General features: G+C 45.6%; 18 protein-coding genes. 17 read left to right on the top strand and 1 reads right to left on the bottom strand.

Annotation, left to right across the window (positions count from 1 at the left end):
* Positions 1 to 5 precede the first annotated feature (5 nt).
* The 11 genes from acsB (WMO28_RS06345) to WMO28_RS06395 all read left to right on the top strand — a co-directional run bounded on the left by acsB (WMO28_RS06345) (position 6) and on the right by WMO28_RS06395 (position 14654).
* The gene (gene acsB / locus WMO28_RS06345; protein WP_349056425.1) at positions 6 to 2135 is read left to right on the top strand and encodes an acetyl-CoA decarbonylase/synthase complex subunit alpha/beta; all 2130 of its coding nucleotides are present in this window, start codon (positions 6 to 8) and stop codon (positions 2133 to 2135) included.
* Positions 2136 to 2321: 186 nt separating this feature from the next.
* Positions 2322 to 4448: an acetyl-CoA decarbonylase/synthase complex subunit alpha/beta gene (gene acsB, locus WMO28_RS06350; RefSeq protein WP_349056426.1), complete on the top strand. Its 2127-nt coding sequence runs from the start codon at positions 2322 to 2324 to the stop codon at positions 4446 to 4448.
* Positions 4449 to 4506: 58 nt separating this feature from the next.
* Positions 4507 to 5448 carry an acetyl-CoA decarbonylase/synthase complex subunit delta gene (acsD, locus tag WMO28_RS06355; RefSeq protein WP_349056427.1) on the top strand — a complete coding sequence of 314 codons (942 nt, stop codon included), beginning with the start codon at positions 4507 to 4509 and terminating at the stop codon, positions 5446 to 5448.
* Positions 5449 to 5467: 19 nt separating this feature from the next.
* A complete protein-coding gene (acsC, locus tag WMO28_RS06360; protein ID WP_349056428.1) occupies positions 5468 to 6814 on the top strand; it encodes an acetyl-CoA decarbonylase/synthase complex subunit gamma in 1347 nt (448 codons plus the stop codon).
* 109 nt (positions 6815 to 6923) lie between these two features.
* Positions 6924 to 7709 carry a carbon monoxide dehydrogenase/acetyl-CoA synthase methytransferase subunit gene (gene acsE, locus WMO28_RS06365; protein ID WP_173737120.1) on the top strand — a complete coding sequence of 262 codons (786 nt, stop codon included), beginning with the start codon at positions 6924 to 6926 and terminating at the stop codon, positions 7707 to 7709.
* Between the two features lie 149 nt (positions 7710 to 7858).
* Entirely contained in the window at positions 7859 to 9799 is a 1941-nt protein-coding gene (gene acsV, locus WMO28_RS06370; RefSeq protein ID WP_349056429.1) for a corrinoid activation/regeneration protein AcsV, read from the top strand.
* A 27-nt stretch (positions 9800 to 9826) separates the two neighbouring features.
* Positions 9827 to 10489 (top strand): DUF3786 domain-containing protein, encoded by a 663-nt coding sequence (locus tag WMO28_RS06375; protein WP_349056430.1) that lies wholly within the window; start codon positions 9827 to 9829, stop codon positions 10487 to 10489.
* Positions 10490 to 10594: 105 nt separating this feature from the next.
* The gene (locus tag WMO28_RS06380; RefSeq protein ID WP_349056431.1) at positions 10595 to 12280 is read left to right on the top strand and encodes a formate--tetrahydrofolate ligase; all 1686 of its coding nucleotides are present in this window, start codon (positions 10595 to 10597) and stop codon (positions 12278 to 12280) included.
* Positions 12281 to 12379: 99 nt separating this feature from the next.
* Positions 12380 to 13009 (top strand): cyclodeaminase/cyclohydrolase family protein, encoded by a 630-nt coding sequence (locus tag WMO28_RS06385; protein WP_021977714.1) that lies wholly within the window; start codon positions 12380 to 12382, stop codon positions 13007 to 13009.
* Between the two features lie 11 nt (positions 13010 to 13020).
* Entirely contained in the window at positions 13021 to 13872 is an 852-nt protein-coding gene (locus WMO28_RS06390; protein WP_178644328.1) for a bifunctional 5,10-methylenetetrahydrofolate dehydrogenase/5,10-methenyltetrahydrofolate cyclohydrolase, read from the top strand.
* 17 nt (positions 13873 to 13889) lie between these two features.
* On the top strand, positions 13890 to 14654 hold the full coding sequence (locus tag WMO28_RS06395; protein ID WP_349056432.1) for a glucosaminidase domain-containing protein: 765 nt from the start codon (positions 13890 to 13892) through the stop codon (positions 14652 to 14654).
* Between the two features lie 161 nt (positions 14655 to 14815).
* Here the strand turns inward: WMO28_RS06395 and WMO28_RS06400 are convergent, their stop codons facing one another.
* Positions 14816 to 16324, bottom strand: coding sequence for a 4Fe-4S dicluster domain-containing protein (locus WMO28_RS06400; protein ID WP_349056433.1), 1509 nt, complete (start codon positions 16322 to 16324; stop codon positions 14816 to 14818).
* 382 nt (positions 16325 to 16706) lie between these two features.
* Between WMO28_RS06400 and WMO28_RS06405 the strand changes: the two genes are divergently transcribed.
* The 6 genes from WMO28_RS06405 to WMO28_RS06430 all read left to right on the top strand — a co-directional run bounded on the left by WMO28_RS06405 (position 16707) and on the right by WMO28_RS06430 (position 24968).
* Positions 16707 to 17186, top strand: a complete 480-nt coding sequence (locus tag WMO28_RS06405; protein WP_178644334.1) for an NAD(P)H-dependent oxidoreductase subunit E — start codon at positions 16707 to 16709, stop codon at positions 17184 to 17186.
* Positions 17183 to 19054, top strand: a complete 1872-nt coding sequence (locus tag WMO28_RS06410; protein WP_021977709.1) for an NADH-quinone oxidoreductase subunit NuoF — start codon at positions 17183 to 17185, stop codon at positions 19052 to 19054. The genes WMO28_RS06405 and WMO28_RS06410 overlap by 4 nt, the downstream gene beginning before the upstream one ends.
* A 15-nt stretch (positions 19055 to 19069) precedes the next feature.
* The gene (locus WMO28_RS06415; protein WP_178644336.1) at positions 19070 to 20767 is read left to right on the top strand and encodes a [FeFe] hydrogenase, group A; all 1698 of its coding nucleotides are present in this window, start codon (positions 19070 to 19072) and stop codon (positions 20765 to 20767) included.
* Positions 20768 to 20891: 124 nt separating this feature from the next.
* Complete coding sequence (spoIVA, locus tag WMO28_RS06420; protein WP_349056434.1) at positions 20892 to 22361, top strand: stage IV sporulation protein A; 1470 nt, start codon at positions 20892 to 20894, stop codon at positions 22359 to 22361.
* Between the two features lie 437 nt (positions 22362 to 22798).
* Positions 22799 to 23635: a S8 family serine peptidase gene (locus tag WMO28_RS06425; protein ID WP_178641760.1), complete on the top strand. Its 837-nt coding sequence runs from the start codon at positions 22799 to 22801 to the stop codon at positions 23633 to 23635.
* Between the two features lie 121 nt (positions 23636 to 23756).
* Positions 23757 to 24968, top strand: coding sequence for an NADP-dependent isocitrate dehydrogenase (locus WMO28_RS06430; protein ID WP_178641757.1), 1212 nt, complete (start codon positions 23757 to 23759; stop codon positions 24966 to 24968).
* Positions 24969 to 24970 lie beyond the last annotated feature (2 nt).

The following is a 24970-nucleotide window of genomic DNA, read 5'->3' on the forward strand; positions in this document are numbered from 1 at the left end:
TTACAGTGACTTTATTTGATAGAGTATTCGGCGGAAACGATGCTGTATATGGTTTAACAGAGGGTGCTATTGACGGCGCGATCGCTCAGTATGGCGAAGATAAAGCTGTCAGCTTCCCGAATACCGCTTACAGCCTTCCTTGCTACTATGCTGTAACAGGAACAAAGGTTACAACCTTAAAAGAATTAAAAGAAGCTCTTGGCGTTGTTAAAACACTTATGACAAGAGAGAAAAGACTGAACGATGCATTCATGTCAGGTGTTGCTACAGCACTCTGTGCAGAGTTCATCGAGGTTCTGAAATATATCGACGGTGCTACTCCTTATGAAGAGCCATGCTACGGACATCTTGCAGATGCAGTGATCCGTGAGCTTGGTGTACCGCTTGTAACAGGCGATATCCCAGGTGTTGCTGTTATCCTTGGTGCTGCTCCTAGCGTAGAAGAGGGTGTTGCTCTTGTAAAGAGCTATCAGGCACAGGGTATCCTTGTAACACTGGTTGGCGGAATCATCGACCAGGTTGCCGAGGCTGGAATGAACACAGGGGCAAACGTTCGTGTTATCCCGCTTGGAAAAGATGTTACAGCTGTAATCCATGTAGTATCTGTAGCACTTCGTGCAGCCCTGATCTTCGGTAATGTAACTCCTGGAGATGCAGGAACACTTATGAAATATACAATGGATCGTGTACCGGCATTTGTTAACGCATTCAAACCTCTGGATGACGTTATTGTTGCATGCGGCGCAGGCGCTATCGCACTTGGCTTCCCGGTAATCACAAACGAAACAGAGAATATCTTCCGTGTACCGAAGAGCCTTATTGTTCAGGAAGATGTAAGCAAATTCAATGCAACATCTCTTGAAGCTCGTGACATTAAGATCAAGATCACAAACATCGATATTCCGGTTGCTTTCGCATCTGCATTCGAGGGTGAGATCATCCGTCGTAAAGACATGCAGGTTGAGTTCGATGGTTCCCGTGTAGACTGTGCAGAGCTTGTACATACATGTGATGCTTCAGAAATCGAAGACCATAAGATCACAGTTGTTGGTCCTGAGGTTGATGACATGGAGCTTGGAAGCAAGAACAGCATTGCTTACGTTGTAAAAGTTGCAGGCAAGAACATGCAGCCTGACTTTGAACCGGTTATCGAGCGTAAATTCCACAACTACATCAACTGCATCGAGGGTGTATATCATACAGGACAGCGTGATATGCAGCGTATCCGTATCAGCAAGACAGCATTCGAGGCTGGCTTCAAGATCAAACATATCGGTGAGGTTCTTTACGCATCTGTTAAGAACGAGTTCGATGCAGTCGTAGATAAATGTGAGGTTGTTATCTACACAGATCCTGCTGAGTGTACAAGAGTTCGTCATGAGGTTGCTATCCCGATCTTTGATAAACGTGATGAGCGTCTTGATACTCTGACAGATGAGTCTGTTGACGTATATTACAGCTGTATCCTCTGCCAGGCATTCTCCCCATCCCACGTATGCGTGGTAACACCGGAGAGACTTGGACTTTGCGGAGCTGTTTCATGGCTTGATGCAAAAGCTACACATCAGCTTGACCCGAACGGTCCTTGCCAGGTAATCACAAAAGAGCGTCCGATCAATGAAGAACTTGGTTCTTATGAAGATGTTGATGAGGCAGTTCAGAAACTTTCCCAGGGTGCTCTGGAGCACGTTACACTGTACTCCATCATGCAGGACCCGATGACTTCCTGCGGATGCTTCGAGTGTATCTGCGGTATCGAGCCATTCTCCAATGGTGTTGTTATCGCTAACCGTGAGTATGCAGGTATGACACCACTTGGAATGACATTCCCAGAGATGGCATCCATGACAGGTGGTGGAGTTCAGACTCCTGGATTCATGGGACATGGTAAACATTTCATTTCTTCCAAGAAGTTCATGAAGGCAGAGGGCGGTATCGAGCGTATCGTATGGATGCCTAAGGAACTGAAAGAGTTCGTTGCTGACAGACTTAATAAGACAGCAAAAGATCTCTACGGAATTGATAACTTCACAGATATGATCGGTGATGAGACAATCGCAGAAGATCCAGAGACACTGGTTGCATTCCTTACAGAGAAAGGACATCCGGCACTTGGACTTGATCCGATGATGTAATCCGACCAAATGCGGATATTTCATCCGTTTAACTTACTAGGGAAAGAATGCTTGCATTCTTTCCCTTACCGATTGAATAGTGCGCGAAATATCAATATGCTTGCGGAACATATTGAGAGAAACTTTATATATGACTGCCTCTGGCAGATCATATAAATAAAAAAACAGGAAATGGAGATGTGCAATATGTTGATTGACAGAATTTTCAACGGAAATGATGCTGTCTATGGCCTGACAGTACAGGCAGTAGACGGGGCAATTGCACAGCACGGAGCAGACAAAGCGGTGGGATTTCCGCATACAGCTTACTGCCTGCCCTGCTACTATGCAGTTACTGGCGTAAAAGTTAAGACCCTTGGTGAGATGAAAGAGGCTCTTGGGGTCGTGAAGACATTGATGACAAGAGAGCAGCAGCTTGATGACGCTTTGATGTCAGGTGTTGCAACTGCATTGTGTGCTGAATTTATTGAAGCTTTGAAATATCTGGATGGTGCGGAACCGTATAGTGAACCGTGCTACGGACATTTGGCAGACTCCATTATCCGAGAGATGGGTGTACCGCTTGTAACAGGTGATATTCCGGGTGTTGCAGTTATTCTTGGCTCTGCACCGACTGCGAAAGAAGGAGTGGATCTGATCAAGAGTTACCAGGCACAGGGTATTCTGGTAACACTGGTTGGCGGTATTATCAATCAGGCACAGGAGCTTGGCCTTAAGATGGGCTATAATGTAAGGATCGTACCTCTTGGAAAAGATGTTACATCTGTGATCCATGTAGTATCCGTTGCACTTCGTGCAGCACTGATCTTCGGTAATGTAACTCCTGGCGATGCAGCCAGCCTGCTTACTTATACGAAAGATCGTGTACCGGCATTTGTAAATGCGTTCAAACCGGTGGATGATGTGATCCTTGCAGCCGGAGCCGGAGCAATTAAGCTTGGTTTCCCGGTTATCACAAACGAAGACGAGAATGTGGAAGAGGTTCCGGGAGCTCTGATCGGCTGCGCGAATGTAGCCGACTTTAACAAGGTTTCCCTGGAAGCCAGAAATATCAAGATCAAGATCACGAAGATCGATATTCCGGTTGCCTTTGCTTCTGCATTTGAGGGCGAGATTATCAGACGTAAAGACATGCAGGTTGAGTTTGATGGTTCCCGTGTAGACTGCGCTGAGCTTGTCCAGACAAGAGACATGAGCGAAGTGGAAGATCATAAGATCACCGTCGTTGGTCCGGAAGTGGATGAGATGGAATTCGGCAGTAAGAACAGCATTGCATATGTTGTAGAAGTTGCCGGAAAAAAGATGCAGCCTGACTTTGAGCCTGTTATTGAGAGAAAGTTCCACAATTATATTAACTGCATTGAAGGTGTATATCACACAGGTCAGAGAGATATGCAGCGTATCCGTATCAGCATTGAAGCATTTAATGCTGGATTCCGTATCAAACATATCGGTGAAGTACTTTACAGTCAGGTCAAGAATGAGTTTGCGGCCGTAGTTGATAAATGTCAGGTTACGATCTATACAGATCCTGCTGAATGTACAAGAATCCGTCATGAAGTTGCCATTCCGGTATTCGACAAACGAGATGAGAGACTGGATAATCTGACAGATGAGTCTGTAGATGTATATTACAGCTGTATTCTCTGTCAGGCATTTTCACCGTCTCATGTATGCGTGGTAACGCCGGAGAGACTGGGACTTTGCGGAGCTGTTTCATGGCTTGATGCAAAAGCCACGAATCAGCTGGATCCGGCAGGTCCGTGTCAGGTGATCACGAAAGAACGTCCAATCGATGAGAATCTTGGTTCTTACGAGGATGTTGATGAAGCCGTCAGAAAATTCTCACAGGGTGCTCTTGAGCATGTTACACTTTATTCCATTATGCAGGATCCGATGACTTCCTGCGGATGCTTCGAGTGTATCTGCGGTATCGAGCCGTTTTCCAATGGTGTTGTTATTGCCAACAGAGAGTACGCAGGCATGACACCGCTTGGAATGACATTCCCGGAGATGGCTTCCATGACTGGTGGCGGAGTTCAGACACCTGGATTTATGGGACATGGCAAGCATTTCATTTCATCCAAGAAGTTCATGAAGGCAGAGGGCGGTATCGAGCGTATCGTATGGATGCCGAAGGAGTTGAAAGAGACAGTTGCGGAACGTCTCAATAAGACTGCGAAAGAGCTTTATGGTATCGATAATTTCACAGATATGGTCGGAGATGAGACTATCGCTACAGATCCTGAGGCACTTGTGGAATTTTTAACAGAAAAAGGCCATCCAGCCTTGTCAATGGACCCTATGATGTAGTATAATATAAGAAGCTCTGTAGTTTTTAATTATTATTTTTTAAGGAGGCTAACGAAAAATGCCGTTTAATCAGAAACCACAAAAGTTCAATGCAAAGATTAATGAAGTCACAATCGGAAGCGGAGATAAGACTGTGACTATTGGTGGGGATTGTACATTCCCGTTTTACTCTTTTGACGCAGAGTCAGAGAACTGCCCGAAGATCGGTGTAGAGATCTCTGATATGGGTCTTGAGGGTGTATCTGACGGTATCAAAGCATACTATGAAGGCGCTACAACAATGGGAGAGATCGCTAAGAAAGCTGCTGCAATGGAGGGTGCTGACTTTGTTGCACTTATCCTTGAGGGCGGAGATCCGAACGGTGTCAACAAATCCATTGATGAGCTGATCGAAGTTGTAAAAGAGGTTGCTGATGCAGTTGACTGTCCACTGGTTGTAGAGGGATGCAAGAACGTTGAGAAGGATGCAGAGCTCCTTCCGAAGGTTGCAGAGGCTCTTCAGGGCAGAAATGCACTGATCCTTTCTGAGAAGGAAGAGAACTACAAGGCAATCGGTGCAGCAGCAGGTCTTGCTTACAATCAGATCGTAGGCGCTGAGTCTGCCGTTGATATCAACCTTGCTAAACAGCTTAACGTTGTTACTACACAGCTTGGTGTAGATGCGAAGAAGATCGTTATGAATATCGGTAGTGCAGCAGCTGGATATGGATATGAGTACGTAGTTTCCACTATGGACCGTATCAAAGGTGCCGCTTTAGGACAGAATGATAACATGCTGCAGATGCCTATTATTACACCTGTTTCTGCTGAGACATGGAATGTTAAGGAAGCAACAGCTTCTGAGGCAGATATGCCTGAGTGGGGATCACAGGATGAGCGTGGAATCGACATGGAAGTTGAGACAGCAGCTGCTGACCTTGCAGCTGGTTCTGATGCAGTTATCTTAAGACATCCGGAATCTGTTAAAACAATTTCCAAACTGATCAAAGCACTCGCGTAATAAATAGGAGGATAGAGTTATGGCACTGAATGGTATTCAGATCTTTAAATTAACACCAAAGAAAAACTGTAAGGAATGTGGCTGCCCTACATGTATGGCTTTCTCCATGAAAGTTGCACAGGGCGCTATGAAAATTGAGCAGTGTCCTCATATGTCTGAGGAAGCATTAGCATCCCTTTCTGAGGCAACTGCACCGCCAATGAAAACAATCAAGATCGGAACAGGCGACGGAGAGTTTTCACTTGGTGGAGAGACTGTTCTTTTCAGACATGAGAAGACATTTGTAAGTAAAACAAGATATGCTGTATCACTTTGCACATGCATGAGTGATGAGGAAGTAGAAGCAAAACTTGCACAGATCCCACAGGTTGATTATGACCGTATCGGTGAGAGAATGCATGTAGAGCTTGTATATGTAAACTGCGATGAGAATGCAGATGCTGCTAAATTTACAGCACTTGTAGAGAAGGCTAAAGGACTTGGAAGAACACTGATCCTTGGCTGCACAGATCCTGAGATCGCAAAAGCTGCCCTTGAAGTATGCAAGGATGGCAAACCGGTTCTTAACGGAGCCAACGCTTCCAATTACGAGGCAATGAGCAAGGTTGCTACAGATGCAGGTGTGGTTCTTGGTGTATCCGGTAAGGACATCAACGAATTATACGATACTACAGCAGCACTGGAGAAACTTGGAAACAAGAATCTCGTACTTGATACAACAGGAGCTGACATTAAAGAGACCTTTGCAAATACTGTACAGGTTCGTCGTGCAGCTCTTAAGAATCAGGACAGAACATTTGGATATCCTTCTATCGTTAACCTTGTTAAGCTTGCGAAGGGTGACCATCATTTACAGGCAGCACTTGCTTCCCTGTTCACTATGAAATATGGTTCCATCGTTGTTATGGAGCAGATGACATATGCAGAGGCACTTCCGCTGTTCGGACTTCGTCAGAACGTATTCACAGACCCGCAGAAGCCAATGAAGGTAGAGCCGGGTATCTATCCTCTGAACGGAGCAGACGAGAATTCTCTCGTTGTAACAACAGTAGATTTCGCTCTTACATATTTCGTAGTTTCTGGCGAGCTGGAGCGTTCCGGTGTGCCGCTTAACCTGGTAATCAACGATGCAGGCGGACTTTCCGTACTGACATCCTGGGCAGCAGGTAAATTCTCCGGAAACAGCATCTCTGAGTACATCAAAGAGAATGTTGAGCCGAAGGTTAAATGCAGAAGACTGGTTATTCCTGGTAAAGTAGCAGTCCTTAAGGGAGATCTTGAGGCTAAGCTTCCTGGATGGGAGATCATCGTAGGACCAAGAGAAGCAGTACAGCTTGTGAAATTCTTAAAAGACCTGGATGCGTAAGCGATAAGGAAAATAAAAACTGACCGGTCAAAGAACCGGTAGTCATAAACGGCTGTGCAGTCAGTGCTGCACAGCCAAATCCTACAAACATGTAAAGGAGAACACGAGTATGGCAAAATTCGTAACAATTGGGGAGAGACTTTCAACAACAGCACCAGCAGTAAATAAGGCATTTACAGAGAGAGATCCTGAGCCGATCATCAAAAGAGCTAAACAGCAGCTTGATGCAGGCGCTACATATCTTGATGTAAATATCGGACCGGCTGAGAACGATGGCGAGGATCTTATGAAATGGGCAGTACAGCTTCTTCAGTCCGAGTTTGACAATGTTCCGCTTGCTCTGGATACAACAAACCAGAAAGCAATCGAGGCTGGTATTTCCGTATACAACAGAAGCAAAGGTAAACCGATCGTAAACTCAGCAGACGCTGGTGACAGAATCACAAATATCGATCTTGCAGCAGCTAACGACGCAATCTGTATCGCACTTTGCTCTTCCGGTATGGTTGCAGCAGACAATGATGAGCGTATGATGCACTGTCAGAACATGCTCGAGAGAGGTCTTGGACTTGGCATGGAAGCTGAGGATCTCTGGTTCGATCCGCTGTTCCTGGTTGTAAAAGGAATGCAGGACAAACAGATGGAAGTTCTTGAGGCAATCAAGATGTTCTCCGAGATGGGCCTGAACTCCACAGGTGGTCTTTCCAACAACAGTAACGGTATGCCGAAACATATCCGTCCGATCATGGACTCCGCTCTTGTAGCAATGGCTATGATGAATGGTCTTACATCTGCGATCGTTAACCCGAATGACCTTCGTCTTATGGAAACAATCAAATCCTGTGACGTATTCAAGGGTAACACACTTTACGCAGATTCTTACCTGGAAATCTAATTTGGCGTGTAAACAAAACAGGAGCGCTATTTCAGAGGCTGGGGGCTTCGGCCTTCAGTCTCTTTTTTAACTAATGTAGTTTAGTCTAACTCCCAGCGCCACGGTGAGAAGACAAAAAAGATTCACAGGGCGAGAAAGGTGGTTACCGGATGTTCAAGGTGACGTTTACATTTGAAAATGGCAGCAAGGTAGAAGCATTTGCCAATGCGGGGGATAATTTGCTTGAGGTTGCTCGTGGAGCCAATGTGGCTATCGATGCACCGTGTTCCGGAAACGGAGCCTGTGGAAAATGTCGGGTACAGTTAAAAGGCGGAGAACTGGACTCAAAGAAAACGCTTCATATTTCTGATGAAGAATATAATATCGGCTGGCGTCTGGCCTGCATGAGCAAAATCACTGCAGATGTGGAAGTTCTTGTTCCGGATATCGCATCCGCATATAAGAGCCGGATGAAAGTTGCCGACTTAAGCTCAAAAGAAGAAATCGCTATTTTTGAAAAAGCCAAGCATGATGTTGAAATGGCTGGCATAGAACTTACAAACAGTCTTGATGTTGTGGAAGTACATATGGATCCTCCGACTCTGGATGATACCATGCCGGATAATGAGAGACTGACACGTGCACTTCAGAAATTTATGAATCTAAAGCGCGTCAGAATTCCGTATGCTGTACTTAAAAAACTCCCGGATGTACTCCGCGAGAGTAAATTTAACGTAAAATGCGTACTTCGTACAACACCGAATGACATGTATGTATATGATATTTTTGACAGTAATAAAGATGTTGTGATCGGTGGTCTTGCCGTAGATATCGGTACCACAACAGTTTCTGCAGTTCTGATTAATATGGAGACAGGAGAGATCCTGGCAAAAAGTTCTTCCGGAAACGGACAGATCCGTTTTGGTGCGGATGTTATCAACCGTATCATTGAATCTCAGAAGCCGGGCGGAAAGAAGAAACTTCAAGACGCAGTGATCAAAGAGACTATTAACCCGATGATCCATGAGATGTGCAGAAGCATTCATTTTCCGGAGAATCAGATCTACCGGATGTGCGTGGCTTCCAACACTACAATGAATCATCTGTTTGCAGGAATCAATGCGGATCCGCTTAGAATGGAACCGTATATTCCGGCATTTTTCAAAACCAATTCTCTGTTTGCATCGGATGTGGGAATTGAGATCAATCCTGATGCACACATCATCATGGCTCCGAATATCGGAAGCTATGTAGGTGGAGATATCACAGCAGGTACACTGGTAAGTATGATCTGGAACAGACCGGAATTTTCTCTCTTTATTGACCTTGGTACGAACGGAGAGCTTGTATTCGGTAATTCTGATTTTATGATGAGTTGTGCATGTTCCGCAGGTCCGGCCTTTGAGGGTGGAGATATCAGCTGCGGTATGCGTGCTACAGATGGTGCTATTGAGGCATGTACGATTGATAAAGAGACTATGGAGCCGACGTATAAGGTTGTAGGCGAACCGGGAACTAAACCGGTAGGTCTTTGTGGTTCCGGTATCATTGATGTGATCAGCGAACTCTTTATGACAGGAATCATAAATCCGAAGGGCAAATTTGTCCGGGAAGGAAAGAGAATCCGTCATGATCATTATGGCATGGGAAGCTATGTGATCGCTTTTGAGGAGGAAGCAGGTTCTGTCAAGGATGTAGAGATCACAGAAGTCGATATTGACAACTTTATCCGTGCCAAGGGTGCTATTTTCTCAGCAATCCGTACGATGCTGAATTCTCTTGATTTCGACGTTTCCATGATCGACGATGTATATGTTGCCGGTGGAATCGGAAGTGGAATCAATATGGCCAATGCAGTGCATATCGGAATGTTCCCGGATATTCCTCTTGAGAAGTTCCATTACATCGGAAACTCTTCTCTTACAGGTGCATATCTGATGCTTCATTCTACACCGGCAGAGAAAAAGACTTACGAACTGGCAGCCAATATGACATATATGGAGCTTTCCACAGTTCCTACTTATATGGATGAGTTTGTAGGTGCGTGCTTTATTCCACATACAGATACGACATTATTCCCGTCTGTTATGGAAGAACAGCAGAAGAGATAAAGCAGACTAAAATGGCAGAGGTAAAACATGGCTTTTAGTATAAATGATTTGAACTATGAAAAAGACAGCAAGGAAAGGATGCCCTGGGAACATTACACAGAAGAGTTCCAGAAAGCAGATCCGGCAGAAATTGCCGGAAGGCTTTCCATTCCCTATGATGAGGAGAACAGACAATTAACTCTGAAATTTCTGGGAACAGTGTATCATATTTCTTGGCCGGATTTTCAGGTAACTCATGAAGATGATGATATGGGATTTTATCCTCTTGAAGAAATGATTTATGCGAAGATCCTTACGATTCGTTTTCTGCTGAACGGGACTGTTTCTCAGGGAAGCGGAAAATTCAAGACGTACAGGGAGATGCCCTGGGGAGAAGTGTATCTCCGTCAGTTTGACGGACGCTGCATCAAGCGTTTGGCCTTTACATATGGAAACAGGCTGAAAGATTTTCGCGGTATCATGGAGCATATCCACGCAACAGCTGTTGTCCATGGAGATGTTTCCTATCAGGTGGAGATATTCCCGGGATATCTGATTCAGATGATCCTGTGGGAGGGCGATGATGAATTTCCGCCGTCTTCACAGATTTTGTTTTCCGACAATTTTCCGGTTTCCTTTGCGGCTGAGGACATGGCTGTAATGGGAGACGTTATCATTGGATCTTTGAAGGCATTTCTGAAGTGCCTTTAAGACAGATTTACATTCTCTAGTTAAGAACAGGATGGGACCTGTTTTTATAGAATCGCAGTTTTAAGGGATTAAAAACTGTAAAAATACCTAAAGGGAGGTAACATTATGGGATTTAAAAGTGACATCGAGATTGCACAGGAGTGTGAAATGCTTCCAATCACACAGATTGCAGAGAAGGCAGGTATTGACGACAAATATCTGGAGCAGTACGGTAAGTACAAAGCAAAAATTGATTACAATCTGTTAAAAGAGAGTGACAAGAAAGATGGTAAGCTGATCCTCGTAACAGCTATCAACCCGACACCTGCAGGAGAGGGAAAAACAACAACAACCGTTGGTCTTGCAGATGCAATGCAGAAAATGGGCAAAAAAGTAATGGTAGCTCTTCGTGAGCCATCTCTCGGACCGGTATTCGGTGTAAAAGGTGGTGCAGCAGGCGGCGGTTATGCACAGGTAGTTCCGATGGAGGATATCAACCTTCACTTTACCGGTGACTTCCATGCGATCGGTGCGGCAAACAACCTTCTTGCAGCAATGATCGACAACCATATCTTCCAGGGCAATGACCTGAACATTGACCCGAGAAAGATCACATGGAGACGTTGCGTGGACATGAACGACCGTCAGCTTCGTAATGTAGTAGATGGTCTTGGCGGAAGAACAAACGGTATGCCTCGTGAAGACGGATACGACATCACAGTTGCATCTGAGATCATGGCAGTTCTTTGCCTCGCAAGTGACATCAAAGACCTGAAAGAGAGACTTTCCAGAATCATCATCGGATATACTTATGGTAAAGTTTCCGAGCAGAAACCGGTAACAGCTGGTGATCTTCATGCAGAGGGTGCTATGACAGCACTTCTGAAAGATGCCCTGAAACCAAACCTTGTACAGACACTGGAGCATGTTCCTGCAATCGTACACGGCGGACCATTCGCAAACATCGCTCATGGATGTAACTCCGTAACAGCTACAAAGATGGCTATGAAACTTGCAGATTATGCTATCACAGAGGCTGGATTCGGTGCTGACCTTGGTGCAGAGAAATTCCTTGACATCAAGTGTCGTATGGCAGATCTTCATCCAAGCGCAGTTGTTATCGTAGCTACTGTTCGTGCACTGAAATACAACGGTGGTGTTCCGAAGGCAGATCTGAACAACGAGAACCTTGAGGCTCTTGAGAAAGGTCTTCCAAACCTTCTGAAACATGTAAGCAATATCAAGAATGTATACAAACTTCCATGTGTAGTTGCTATCAATGCATTCCCGACCGATACCAAGGCAGAGCTTGACCTGGTTGAGGCAAAATGTAAAGAGCTTGGCGTTAACGTTGCACTTTCCGAGGTATGGGCAAAAGGCGGCGAAGGCGGCATGAAGCTTGCTGAGGAAGTAATCCGTCTTGTTGAGGAGCCGAATGACTTCACATATGCTTATGAGCTTGAGGGATCCATCGAGGATAAACTGAATAACATCGTACAGAAAGTTTACGGTGGTAAGAAAGTTGTTCTTACAGCAAATGCTCAGAAACAGGCAAAACAGCTGGAAGCACTTGGATTTGGCAACTGCCCGATCTGTGTTGCTAAGACACAGTACAGTCTGACTGATGATCAGACAAAACTTGGTGCACCGACAGACTTTGAGGTAACAGTACGTAACCTGAAGATTTCCGCAGGTGCAGGATTCATCGTTGCTCTGACAGGTGAGATCATGACTATGCCAGGTCTCCCGAAAGTTCCGGCAGCAACCAAGATCGATGTAGATGAGACAGGTAAGATCACAGGTCTCTTCTAATCGGAACATAAGATCAAAAACAACCGGAGGGGGGCTTTTTATAAAGCCCCCAATGGGCTCTAAAGAGTGCTAAAATAAGAATATAAGGAGGAGAGTCCTATGGGATTTTCTACCAGTACATGTACTGAATTTGTTGAGGTATTAAGCTCCAAGGCACCGGTTCCTGGCGGCGGCGGCGCTTCTGCTCTTGTAGGTGCGGTTGGTACAGCTCTTGGAAACATGGTTGGAAGCCTTACTGTTGGCAAGAAAAAATATGCAGATGTTGAGGACGAGATGTGGGAGCTGAAAAAGAAATGTGATCAGCTTCAGAAAGATTTCCTTCATCTGATCGAGAGAGACGCAGAAGTATTTGAGCCTCTTTCCAAAGCTTACGGAATGCCAAGAGAGACAGAGGAAGAGAAAGCTGAAAAAGCCCGTGTAATGGAGGCTGCTCTTAAGGAAGCATGCTCTGTTCCGATGGAGATCATGGAGAAATGCTGCGAGGCGATCGAGCTTATCGTTGAGTTCGGTGCAAAAGGTTCCAAGCTTGCGATCAGTGATGCCGGTGTAGGTGCCGCATTCTGCAAGGCTGCTCTTAAGGGAGCAAGCCTGAATGTGTACATCAACACAAAATCCATGGCTGACCGTGCGTATGCAGAGGAATTAAACAAAAAAGCAGACGCAATGCTTGAAAAATATACAAAGATCGCAGACGAGACATTCGACAGTGTGCTCGGACGTCTGAAATAGGAGGAACCAAAATGGCAAAGCAGTTATTAGGTAAAGAAGTTACAGCAGCTCTTAATGAGAAGATTAAAGCGAATGTGGCAGAGCTTCAGGCAAAGGGCATCAATCCTACACTTGGAATTATTCGTGTTGGTGAGAACCCAAGTGATATCTCTTATGAGAGAGGAGCTACCAAGCGTTGTGAGACACTTGGAGTTGCCTGCGAGAAGATCCTTCTTCCAGAGGACGTTTCTCAGGAAGAGCTTCTTGAAGTAATCGATAAAGTAAACAAAGATGATAAGATCCACGGTGTTCTTCTGTTCCGTCCGCTTCCGAAACATCTGGATCAGGCAGTGATCGAGAATGCACTTGCTCCGGAGAAAGATGTTGACTGTATGACAGATCTTTCCATGTCCGGTGTGTTCACTGGCAAAAAGATTGGATTCCCACCATGTACACCACAGGCATGCATGGAGATCCTGGATCACTACGGAATCGACTGCACAGGCAAGAAAGCAGTTGTTATTGGAAGAAGCCTTGTAGTTGGTAAACCGGCTGCAATGATGCTTGTTAAAAAGAATGCGACAGTTACCATCTGCCATACAAGAACTGTTGATATGCCATCTGTTGCAAAAGAGGCAGATATCGTGATCGTTGCAGCAGGACGTGCCGGTGTTGTTGGTGCTGATTATGTAAGAGCAGGACAGACAATTATTGATGTTGGTATCAATGTAAATGCGGAAGGCAAACTTTGTGGCGATGTTGATTACGCAGCAGTTGAACCGATCGTTGATGCGATCACACCGGTTCCGGGCGGAGTTGGAAGTGTTACAACATCTGTTCTTGTAGGCCATGTAGTTGAAGCAGCAATGAGAAAAGCTCAGTAATAAAGGAATATTTATATATGTACAGAATCCGAAATACTTTTTGTTTGCGGATGATGGTGCTTGCAGGCGTTCTGATAATCGGAACGCCTGTGGGCGTTTCTGCCAAAGAAGTAGACCATTCTATGGAAGGGCAGATCTCAAAACCACAGTCATCCGGGAAAAATAATGATGCAGACAGCTTTGTGGATGATTCTACAGATAACACCTATGGATACTATACGATCATGGGAGAAACTACTGTAAGCGTGGATGATATGGTGGCACAGTATGAAAAACAGAATGTGGAATATCCTTCTGCAGTTCTGAATGAAGGCGGTGCACCGGATATAGATACGTTCTGCTCGATCGTGACAGAGGAAGCAGACGCAGAAGGTGTCCGTGGTGAGGTCGTTTATGAGCAGGCCATGCTTGAGACCGGCTGGCTTCAGTTTCAGGGAGATGCCGGTGCAGGACAGTTTAATTTTTCCGGTCTTGGAACCACCGGCGGCGGTGTTGCAGGCAATTCTTTTCCGGATGTGAGGACGGGAATCCGCGCCCAGGTGCAGCACCTAAAGGCTTATGCATGTTCGGATGAGCTGAATCAGGCCTGTGTGGATAATCGTTTTCAGTATGTAACCAGAGAGAGTGCACCGTATGTAGAGTGGCTGGGTATACAGGAGAATCCCTATGGTGGCGGCTGGGCAGCAGGAAGAAGCTATGGTTATAAGCTTCGAAGTTTGCTTGCAGACCTGAAAGGCGAGGAATACACCTGGCCGGAGAGTACGGAGACTGTGGAGAAATGACAGAAATGGAGATATGTGCCGAATTCGGGCGCATGTCTCTTTTTTGGGGGAAAAAGTTGAATAGTTCATTTTGGGTAAGTAATATAAAAATCCTGCCGGTCAGATAAGTTCAGCTGACTGGCAGGATTTTTGAAATTATAAACAGATAATCGGTTGGAAAATCAATCCAGATTCAGATTTTCCAGTTTCTGAGAAGGAATTTTAGGATCAGAGGAGTCTACATATTTTTTCAGAGCTCTGGAGGTTTTCGCAAAGGCTGCATTTGTTCCTGCACCTCCGATACAGCCGCCCGGACAGGCCATGCCCTCGATCATACAGCCTTTGATCTTTCCGGCTTTTGCCAGAGTGAGGACTTTTTTGCATTCGGCAAGACTTTCGGCGTGTTCAATATGAACCGGGACATCCGGGTAATATTCTTTGAGGCAGGCTTCAATGGCACCGGCGACACCACCGGCGATCGCGTAGCCTCTTCCGGCAGCAGTGGCAGGTTGTGTTTTTTCCGGTGTGTCCTCACAATCTGACGGAACAATTTTTTTGGCGTCAAACATGCCCCAGAGTTCCTCAAAGGTGATAACAAAATCTACATCACTTCTTACAGAATGACGCATTGCTTCCAGCTTTTTCGAAGCACAGGGTCCGATAAATACAACCTTTGCATCCGGGTGCTCTTTTTTGACGATACGGGCGGTGGCTACCATCGGAGTCAGTTCCTGGGAGATGTTATCGATCATATCCGGAAAATATTTCTTTGCCATTACAGACCAGGATGGGCAGCAGGAGGTGAGCAGGAACGGAAGATTTCCGGTAGCTACTTCCTTAGCATAATGGTGAGCCTCAGAAATACAGCCGATATCAGCACCGAGAGCAACCTCATAAACATCAGAAAAACCAAGTCTGGTCAAAGCGGAACGGAATTTGCCTGGAGTGACATCCTCGCCGAACTGATTGATATAGGCAGGAGCCACCTCCGCTATAATTTCATTGCCTTCTCTGAGTGCATGTGCCAGCTGAAAAATCTGCGATTTGTCTGAAATAGCACCAAAAGGACAGCTTACCATACACATTCCGCAGGAAACGCACTTGTCCTGATTGATGGAAGCGCGGCCAAGTTCGTCACTTTCAATAGCCTTTACACCACAGGCACGTTCGCAGGGGCGTTCCTTATGAGCGATAGCATCATAGGGACAGACTGCCTTGCATCTTCCGCAGTGGATACATTTTTCCTGGTCGATAAAAGACCTTCCGTTGACCATGGAGATGGCACCCTTTGGACAGGTAAGCATACAGGGGTGTGCAACGCAGCCGCGGCACATATTGCTGACCTCGTATTTGTTGGATTCGCATGCGGAACATGCGGAAGGGATCACCTGCATAAGTGGCGGCTCGTAGTATTTCTCATCGATATTGCTGGCTTTTACACCATCGGTAAGATGAACCGAACGGTTCTCGGGACGAAGAGAAAGGCCCATGGCCAGACGGACACGCTCGCTTGCGACTGCACGTTCACGGTAGATGCTTTCACGGTATCTGGCCCGTTCCTCAACAATATTATACGGAATGGATTCAATATCGTGGATCAAAGATTCATCCGAGGAGTTAAATCCGATGCTGGCAATTTCTGTAAAAATCTTTCGTCGGATCTGTTTAACAGGGGTGTCAAAATTTCGCATAAGTATTCTCCTTTTATTATTGATAAATGTTTTCCACGCACTTTTCTTCATAGTATAGTAAATGAGAAATAAAATCAATAAGGAGATGAAAACTTTCGACAGGATATCGTTTTTTTTATATCAGGAATGTTAATAATTGAACATATTTTGAAGAAAATAGACACAAAACTGGTAAGCCTTTGTAAACATTTTAATATATTCTGAAAAAAGAGAAAAATCACTTGTGAAAAATGACGATGTAAGTTATAATTAAAAGCACGATAATAGTGCAAATTACTGGTTTGCACAACTGCGCGGCACTGACAGAGTGTTAAAAACCTGACTACTATATAAGGTCAGATCAATCAAGTGGAAAATCTATCAGAAACAAGGAGGGAACCGAATGTTAGACCAGACGTATTACAAAAAAACGGATGAGATCATCGAGCACTACGGCCGGAAAGCTGCATCGCTGATACCGATCATGCAGGATATTCAGGCTGAGTACCGTTATCTCCCGGGAGAGCTTCTTACTTATGTTGCGGAACAGATTGGTGTAAAAGAAGCAAAGGCGTACAGTGTAGCCACTTTCTATGAGAATTTTTCCTTTGAGCCGAAAGGCAAGTACATTATCAAGGTATGTGACGGAACTGCCTGTCATGTACGTAAGTCCATGCCTGTAAAGGAAGCAATGCTTAAAGAACTTGGGCTGAACCATAAGAAACACACAACCGATGATATGCTTTTTACAGTTGAGACAGTATCCTGTCTTGGTGCCTGCGGACTTGCACCGACCTTAACTGTAAATGATGAGGTTCACCCGAAAATGACACCTGAGAAGGCTATTGAGCTTTTAAATGAATTGAGAGGTGAGAGCGTATGAGTATAACCAGTATGGAAGATCTGAAAAACAAACAGGCTGAGGTTAAGAAGAATCTTGATGGCTATACCTGCCGTGTTCTCGTCTGTTCCGGTACCGGATGTATCGCTTCCGGTGCTCAGAAGATTTACGAAGAAATGTCAAGACTCTGTGAAGGTATCGAGGGTGTTGCGGTTGAGATGCAGAAGGATGTTCCTCATGTAGGTATCGTTAAGACCGGATGCCAGGGATTATGTGAACTTGGACCTCTTATGAGAATTGAGCCATATGATTATCAGTATGTTCATGTTCAGGTAGATGACTGCCGCGAGATCGTAGAGAAAACCGTGATCTGCGGACTGCCGGTTGACCGTCTGTTCTATCGTCATAATGATGAGGCCTGTCCACATCCAAGCGATATTCCGTTCCTGAACCAGCAGACAAGGATCGTTCTTGAGAACTGTGGTAAGATCGATGCAGAGTCTATTGATGAATATATTTCCGTAGGTGGATTTTCCGCTATGGCGAAGGCTTTCTTTGAGATGACCCCGCAGGGCGTTATTGATGAGATCACAAAATCCGGTCTCCGTGGCCGTGGTGGTGCAGGTTTCCCTGCTGGCAAGAAATGGTCACAGGTAGCACGCCAGCCGGAGAAAGTACGCTATGTAGTATGTAATGGTGATGAGGGTGACCCGGGAGCTTTCATGGATGGTTCCGTAATGGAAGGTGATCCTTACAAGATGATCGAGGGTATGGTGATCGCCGCTTATGCAGTAGGCGCAGAAGACGGTTACATTTATGTACGTGCCGAGTATCCTCTTTCTGTACAGAGACTTCGAATGGCCATTGAGCAGGCAGAGTCTTATGGCCTTCTTGGTGATAATATCCTTGGTTCCGGTATTAATTTCCACTTACATATCAACCGTGGTGCCGGAGCGTTCGTATGTGGTGAAGGTTCTGCCCTGACTGCATCCATCGAGGGTAACAGAGGTATGCCTCGAGTAAAACCTCCGAGAACTGTTGAGCAGGGTCTGTGGGGCAAACCTACGGTTCTTAATAACGTAGAGACTTATGCCAACGTACCGAAGATCATCCTTCAGGGTGCTGACTGGTTCCACACCATCGGTACAGAGGGAAGCCCTGGAACCAAGACCTTCTCACTTACAGGTTCCATTGAGAACACCGGTCTTATCGAGGTTCCAATGGGAACAAGCCTCCGTCATATCATTTATGATATCGGTGGTGGCCTTAAGAGTGGTGCTGCATTTAAGGGTGTACAGATCGGCGGTCCTTCCGGCGGATGTCTGATCGATGATCAGATCGATCATCCTCTTGATTTTGATTCTGTTAAAAAACTGGATGCCATCATGGGCTCCGGCGGACTTGTTGTTATGGATGAGAATACCTGTATGGTAGAGGTTGCACGTTTCTTCATGAGCTTTACACAGCGTGAGAGCTGCGGTAAATGTGTTCCTTGCCGTGAGGGTACCAAACGTATGCTTGAGATCCTGGAGAAGATCGTTGCAGGTAAAGGTGAGCTTTCCGATCTGGATGAGCTGGAAGAACTTGCAAACATGGTTCAGAGTATGGCTCTGTGCGGTCTAGGTAAGAGTGCGCCGCTTCCGGTCATCAGTACTCTGAAGCGTTTCCGTGACGAATATGTAGAGCATATCGTAGATAAGAAATGCCGCGCGAAGGTCTGCACGGCGCTCCGTCAATTCCATATCAATCCTGAGTTCTGTATCGGCTGTGGCAAGTGTGCGAAGAACTGTCCGGCAGGTGCGATTTCAGGAAAGATCAAGCATCCACATGTAATCAACAACGACGTATGTATCAAATGCGGTTCCTGTAAGGATAACTGTAACTTTGATGCGGTTTATGTGGAAGCATAGAAGGGAGGATATCTTATGGGTACAATGACAATTGACGGAAGAAAAGTAGAATTTACCGACGAAAAAAATGTCCTGACAGTCATCAGGAATGCCGGTATCAATATCCCCACACTGTGCTACCATTCAGAGCTTTCCACATTTGGAGCCTGTCGTCTCTGCACAGTTGAGGATGACAGAGGCAGGACTTTTGCATCCTGTTCCGAGCAGCCGAGAGATGGAATGGTGATCTATACCAACTCCGGCCGTATCAAGAAATATCGTAAACTGATCGTAGAGCTTCTGCTTGCAGCACATTGCCGTGACTGTACAACCTGTGTAAAGAGCGGTGAATGTATTCTTCAGGAGCTGGCACACCGCCTTGGTGTACGTAACATCCGTTTTGAAAATACGAGAGAGCAGCATGAGATCGATGAAAGCTCACCGTCCATTATCCGTGATCCGAATAAATGTATCCTCTGCGGTAACTGTGTACGTGCCTGTGAGGAACTTCAGGGAATCGGAGCTCTTGGTTTTGCGTTCCGTGGAACTGAGGCTATGGTCATGCCTGCATTTAACAAGAAGATCACAGAAACACAGTGTGTAAACTGTGGACAGTGTCGTGTTTACTGCCCGACAGGAGCTATTTCCATCCGTACACATATGGACGAGGTATGGGATGCTCTGGCTGATAAGGATACCCGTGTGGTTGCACAGATCGCGCCGGCAGTCCGTGTTGCAGTTGGTGATCATTATGGCCTTGCCAAAGGCAGAAGTGTAATGGGCAAGATCGTAAATGCTCTTCATAAGATGGGCTTTGATGAAGTCTATGATACAACCTTCAGTGCTGACCTTACCATTATGGAAGAGACCAAGGAGTTCTTAAACAGAGTGGAAAAAGGCGAGAACCTTCCACTCCTGACTTCCTGCTGTCCGGCATGGGTGAAATTTATCACCGATCAGTATAAGGAATACGTTCCAAATATCTCCACCTGCCGTTCCCCACAGGGAATGATGTCTGCAGTTATCAAGGAATACTTCCGTGATCCGGAGCATGCAGCAGGCAAGAAAACAGTTATGGTTTCCATTATGCCATGTACAGCCAAGAAGGCAGAGGCGATCCGGCCAAATAGCTTTACAGAAGGCGAGCAGGATACCGATATCGTTATCACAACCACAGAGCTTCTCCGCATGATCGACAACTTTGGTCTTGATTTTGCAACACTGGATCCGGAAGCATGTGATATGCCATTTGGATTTGGTTCCGGCGGTGGTGTTATCTTTGGTGTTACCGGTGGTGTTACCGAGGCCGTTCTTCGAAGACTGAGTCCGGATCACAGCAAGGAAGCCATGCATGAGATCGCAGAGTGCGGTGTCCGTGGTGAAGAGGGAATTAAGGAATTTACCGTTCCGTATAAGGGCATGGATATCAATGTATGCGTAGCCAGCGGCCTTGCAAATGCAAGAACCGTTATGGAACGTGTAAAGAACGGCGAAGCAAACTATCACCTGATCGAGGTTATGGCATGCCGCCGTGGATGTATTATGGGTGGCGGTCAGCCGACCAGATCCGGCGACAGAACCAAAGCTGCAAGAGCCAAAGGTCTGTATAATGCAGATAACACCATGATCATCAAGAAGTCGGATGAGAACCCACTTGTTCTGGAACTTTATCAGGGACTCCTCAAAGGAAAAGAGCATCATCTTCTTCATAATGATTTTTATATTCAGGATTAAATCCGGCTGCTTTTAGATGAGCAGAATATACGAAGCCTCTCAGGCATATACTGTGATATACGGGGACTGTCCGTCGGACAGTTCCCGGGATCACAGGCCAATATATGCAGGGAGGCTTTTTTATATGGAAAACTTTCAGGTTTACCATGATATCCAGGCGCGAACCGGCGGGGATATCTACATAGGGGTTGTGGGCCCGGTACGTACAGGAAAATCCACATTTATCCGAAGATTTATGGAGCTGGTTGCGCTGCCGGCTATGAGCCAGGAAAAAAAGGCGGAGCTGCAGGATGAGCTGCCCTTAAGCGGAGCCGGAAAAATGATCACAACCGTAGAACCGAAATTTATTCCGAAAGAAGCAGTGGAAGTTGCCATAGGAGAAAACCAGAAAATTTGGGTAAAGCTTATTGACTGTGTAGGTTTTCTGGTAAAGGATGCAGCTGGAAATATTGAAGAAGGCCGGGAGCGAATGGTAAAAACACCATGGTTGGAAAAGGCAATTCCTTTTCATGATGCAGCCAGGATCGGAACCGAGAAGGTAATCCGGGAACATTCCACAATAGGAATCCTGGTTACGACTGACGGAAGTTTTGGAGAGATTCCAAGAGAAAATTTTGTTCCGGCAGAGGAGCAGACAGTAAAAGAGCTGAAAGCACAGGGAAAGCCATTTCTGATACTGGTAAATTCTGAGAGCCCATACAGTGAAGAAACGGAAAAGCTTGTAAAAGAGCTGGAAGAAAAATATGGCGTTTCCGCTCTGGGAGTGAACTGCGAGCAGCTTCGCAGGGAAGATGTGACCCGAATCTTGGAAAAGATCCTCTATGAATTCCCAGTCAGTGAGATTGAACTGTTTGTTCCAAAGTGGGTGGAAATGCTTTCTCCGGAGAATGAAGTAAAGGCGGCACTTTTGAATGAGATCCGGGAAAAAATGACAAAGCTTGTTCATATGCGGGATGTAAATAAAGATGCCCTACGGCTGGAAAGCCCATATGTGGAAGATACTCTGCTGGAACAGATCAGCCTTTCCAATGGAACTGTGCGTGTTCGGATTTCTGTAAAAGACAGCTATTATTATCAGATGCTAAGTCATATGAGCGGGATTCCGATGGAAAGTGAATACGAACTGATCCAGACGATGAAAGAGCTTGCAGGAATGAAAGAACAGTTTGTGCGTGTTCAGGCAGCGCTGGAAGCAGTGCGGGGAACCGGTTACGGTGTGGTAATTCCGGAGCTTTCGGAGATTACGATCGAAGATCCGGAGGTGATCCGTCAGGGAAATAAGTTTGGAGTCAAGATCCGTTCCAAGAGTCCTTCGATTCATATGATCCGTGCAGGAATCGAAACAGAGATCGCACCGATCGTAGGAACGGAGCAGCAGGCAGAGGATCTGATCCGATATATCAAAGAGAGCCCCGAGCGTGGCGAAAGTATCTGGGAAACGAATATTTTTGGGAAATCGATCCAGCAGCTTGTAGAGGACGGAATCCGCAACAAGCTGACCATGATCAGCGAGGAAAGTCAGGTGAAGCTTCAGGATACCATGCAGAAGATTGTCAATGACAGTAAAGGCGGATTGGTATGTATCATTATATAAAATGATTGCTTGTAAAAAAAAGGACGTTCAGCAGGCGTCCTTTTTTTCATGATGTTTTTTCCATTCGGCGATAAACTGCAATTGTTCCTGGTCGGAAAGTTCCTGAGAAGCTGCATCATTACCCGCAGCCGCGCAGCAGAAAAGAATAAAAATCTGAATTCCAAAAAATATGAGAAAAAAGAAAAGCATAGAAAAACCTCCTTGATTTTCAGATATGGCATCTGGTTCCAGTTCATGAAAACATTTCTTGAACTATTACAAGTATGGGAGGAAAAAGTGGATTTTATACATTATATGACAGAAACTGGAAAAGATACGGTCATATATGTATGAGGAAACAGGACAAATTATAAAATTTTCATATCTGAAAAGTTGCGAGATGGAAACAGCAGGAATAAGCTAAAGGGAAACCATCTGTCCGGCAGGAGATTTTTTCCATGCATAAAAAAGTGTATACAGGAAAAGGCATCGGTGTGGCAGTATTGGACACCGGGATCTTTCCACATATAGATTTCGGCAGCCGAATCAGAGCTTTCTGTGACTTTACAAAAGGAAAAACAGGGCCGTATGATGATAACGGACATGGGACACATGTAAGTGGTATTCTGGGAGGAGATGGAAAAGCCTCTGAGGGCAGGTATAAAGGAGCGGCACCCGGCTGTGAACTCGTTGCTCTGAAAGTACTGGACCGGTTCGGGAACGGAAGCAGGGAAGATATATTGAAAGCTTTTGACTGGATCATGAATTTCGGGCAGATCTACAATGTCCGCATTGTTAACATCTCTGTAGGAACGACCTCCCGTGGCAGAAACGAGCAGCAGAAGTTACTTCGGGGAGTTGACGCACTCTGGGATGCAGGGTTTGTGGTGGTGGCAGCAGCCGGGAATCAGGGGCCTGGAAGTGGAACTGTGACAGCTCCGGGAAGCAGCCGGAAGATCATAACAGTGGGCTCCAGCGATATGCTTCAGGGGAAAAAAGCAGTTTCCGGAAGAGGCCCCACATTTGAATGTGTATGCAAACCGGATCTGGTGGCACCTGGAAACCGGATCATAGCCTGTGCCACAGGTTATCCTTACTCTTATGGCATTAAAAGCGGGACCTCCATGTCAACACCGTTAGTGTCCGGAGCAGTTGCCTGTCTCCTGGAAAAAGATCCGCAGCTTTCCAATGTGGATGTAAAGATGTTGTTAAGAGAAAGTGTGGACGATATGGGACTTCCCAGAAATCAGCAGGGGTGGGGAAAATTTAACTGTGAAAAGCTGATGAATGGTTAAATTATTATACAATTCTTATAAACATCACATGGTAAAGCATAAAAGCGTTGACGGAAATGGAAAATATGAGTACAATGTACAGTAAAAGTGCAAAAGAAAGACTCTAAAGGAGAAAAATATCATGGAAAAAATTAAAATGCAGACACCTTTAGTTGAGATGGATGGAGATGAGATGACACGAATCTTGTGGCAGATCATCAAGGATGAACTTCTCACACCGTATCTGGATCTGAATACAGAGTATTACGATCTTGGTCTTGAGCACAGAAACGAAACAGACGACCAGGTTACCATTGATGCGGCAGAAGCAACCAAGAAATACGGTGTTGCCGTAAAATGTGCTACGATCACACCGAATGCTGCCAGAATGGAAGAGTACGATCTGAAAAAAATGTACAAGAGCCCTAACGGAACAATCCGTGCTATTCTTGACGGAACCGTATTCCGTGCCCCGATTGTTGTAAAAGGGATTGAGCCATGTGTGAAGAACTGGGTGAAACCGATCACACTTGCACGTCACGCATATGGTGATATCTATAAGAACACAGAGTTTTATATCGATAAGCCAGGTGATGCGTATCTGGTATTTGAGGGCGAGGACGGAGAAGAGCGTAAGGAACTGATCCAGCATTTTGACGGAGCTGGTGTTCTTCGTGGTATGCATAATCTGGATGATTCTGTGAAGAGCTTTGCAAGAAGCTGCTTTAATTACGCGCTGGATACGAAACAGGATGTATGGTTTGGAAGCAAGGATACTATTTCCAAGACATACGACGGAAGATTCAAGGAGATTTTCCAGCAGATCTTTGACGCTGAGTTCAAGGATAAATTCGAGGAAGCAGGACTTACTTATTTCTACAGTCTGATCGACGATATTGTAGCCCGTGTCATGAAAGCAGACGGTGGATTTATCTGGGCATGCAAGAACTATGATGGCGATGTTATGAGTGATATGGTTTCTTCTGCATTCGGTTCCCTGGCCATGATGACTTCTGTTCTGGTATCCCCGAAGGGATATTTCGAGTATGAGGCAGCTCACGGAACTGTACAGAGACATTATTACCGTCATCTTGAGGGAAAAGAAACCTCAACGAACTCCGTTGCAACGATCTTTGCATGGACAGGAGCTCTTCGCAAGAGAGGCGAACTGGACGGAAATGACGCACTTGTAGATTTTGCAGGCAAGCTTGAGAAGGCAACTCTGGATACCATCGAGAGCGGAAAGATGACAAAGGATCTTGCACTGATCACAGCGCTTAAGGATGTACAGGTGCTGAACAGCAAGGACTTTATCCTTGCAGTGAAAGCAAAACTGGATGAGATGATGGCATAAGA

The organism is Blautia aquisgranensis (assembly GCF_040096615.1).
Taxonomy (GTDB): domain Bacteria; phylum Bacillota; class Clostridia; order Lachnospirales; family Lachnospiraceae; genus Blautia_A; species Blautia_A aquisgranensis.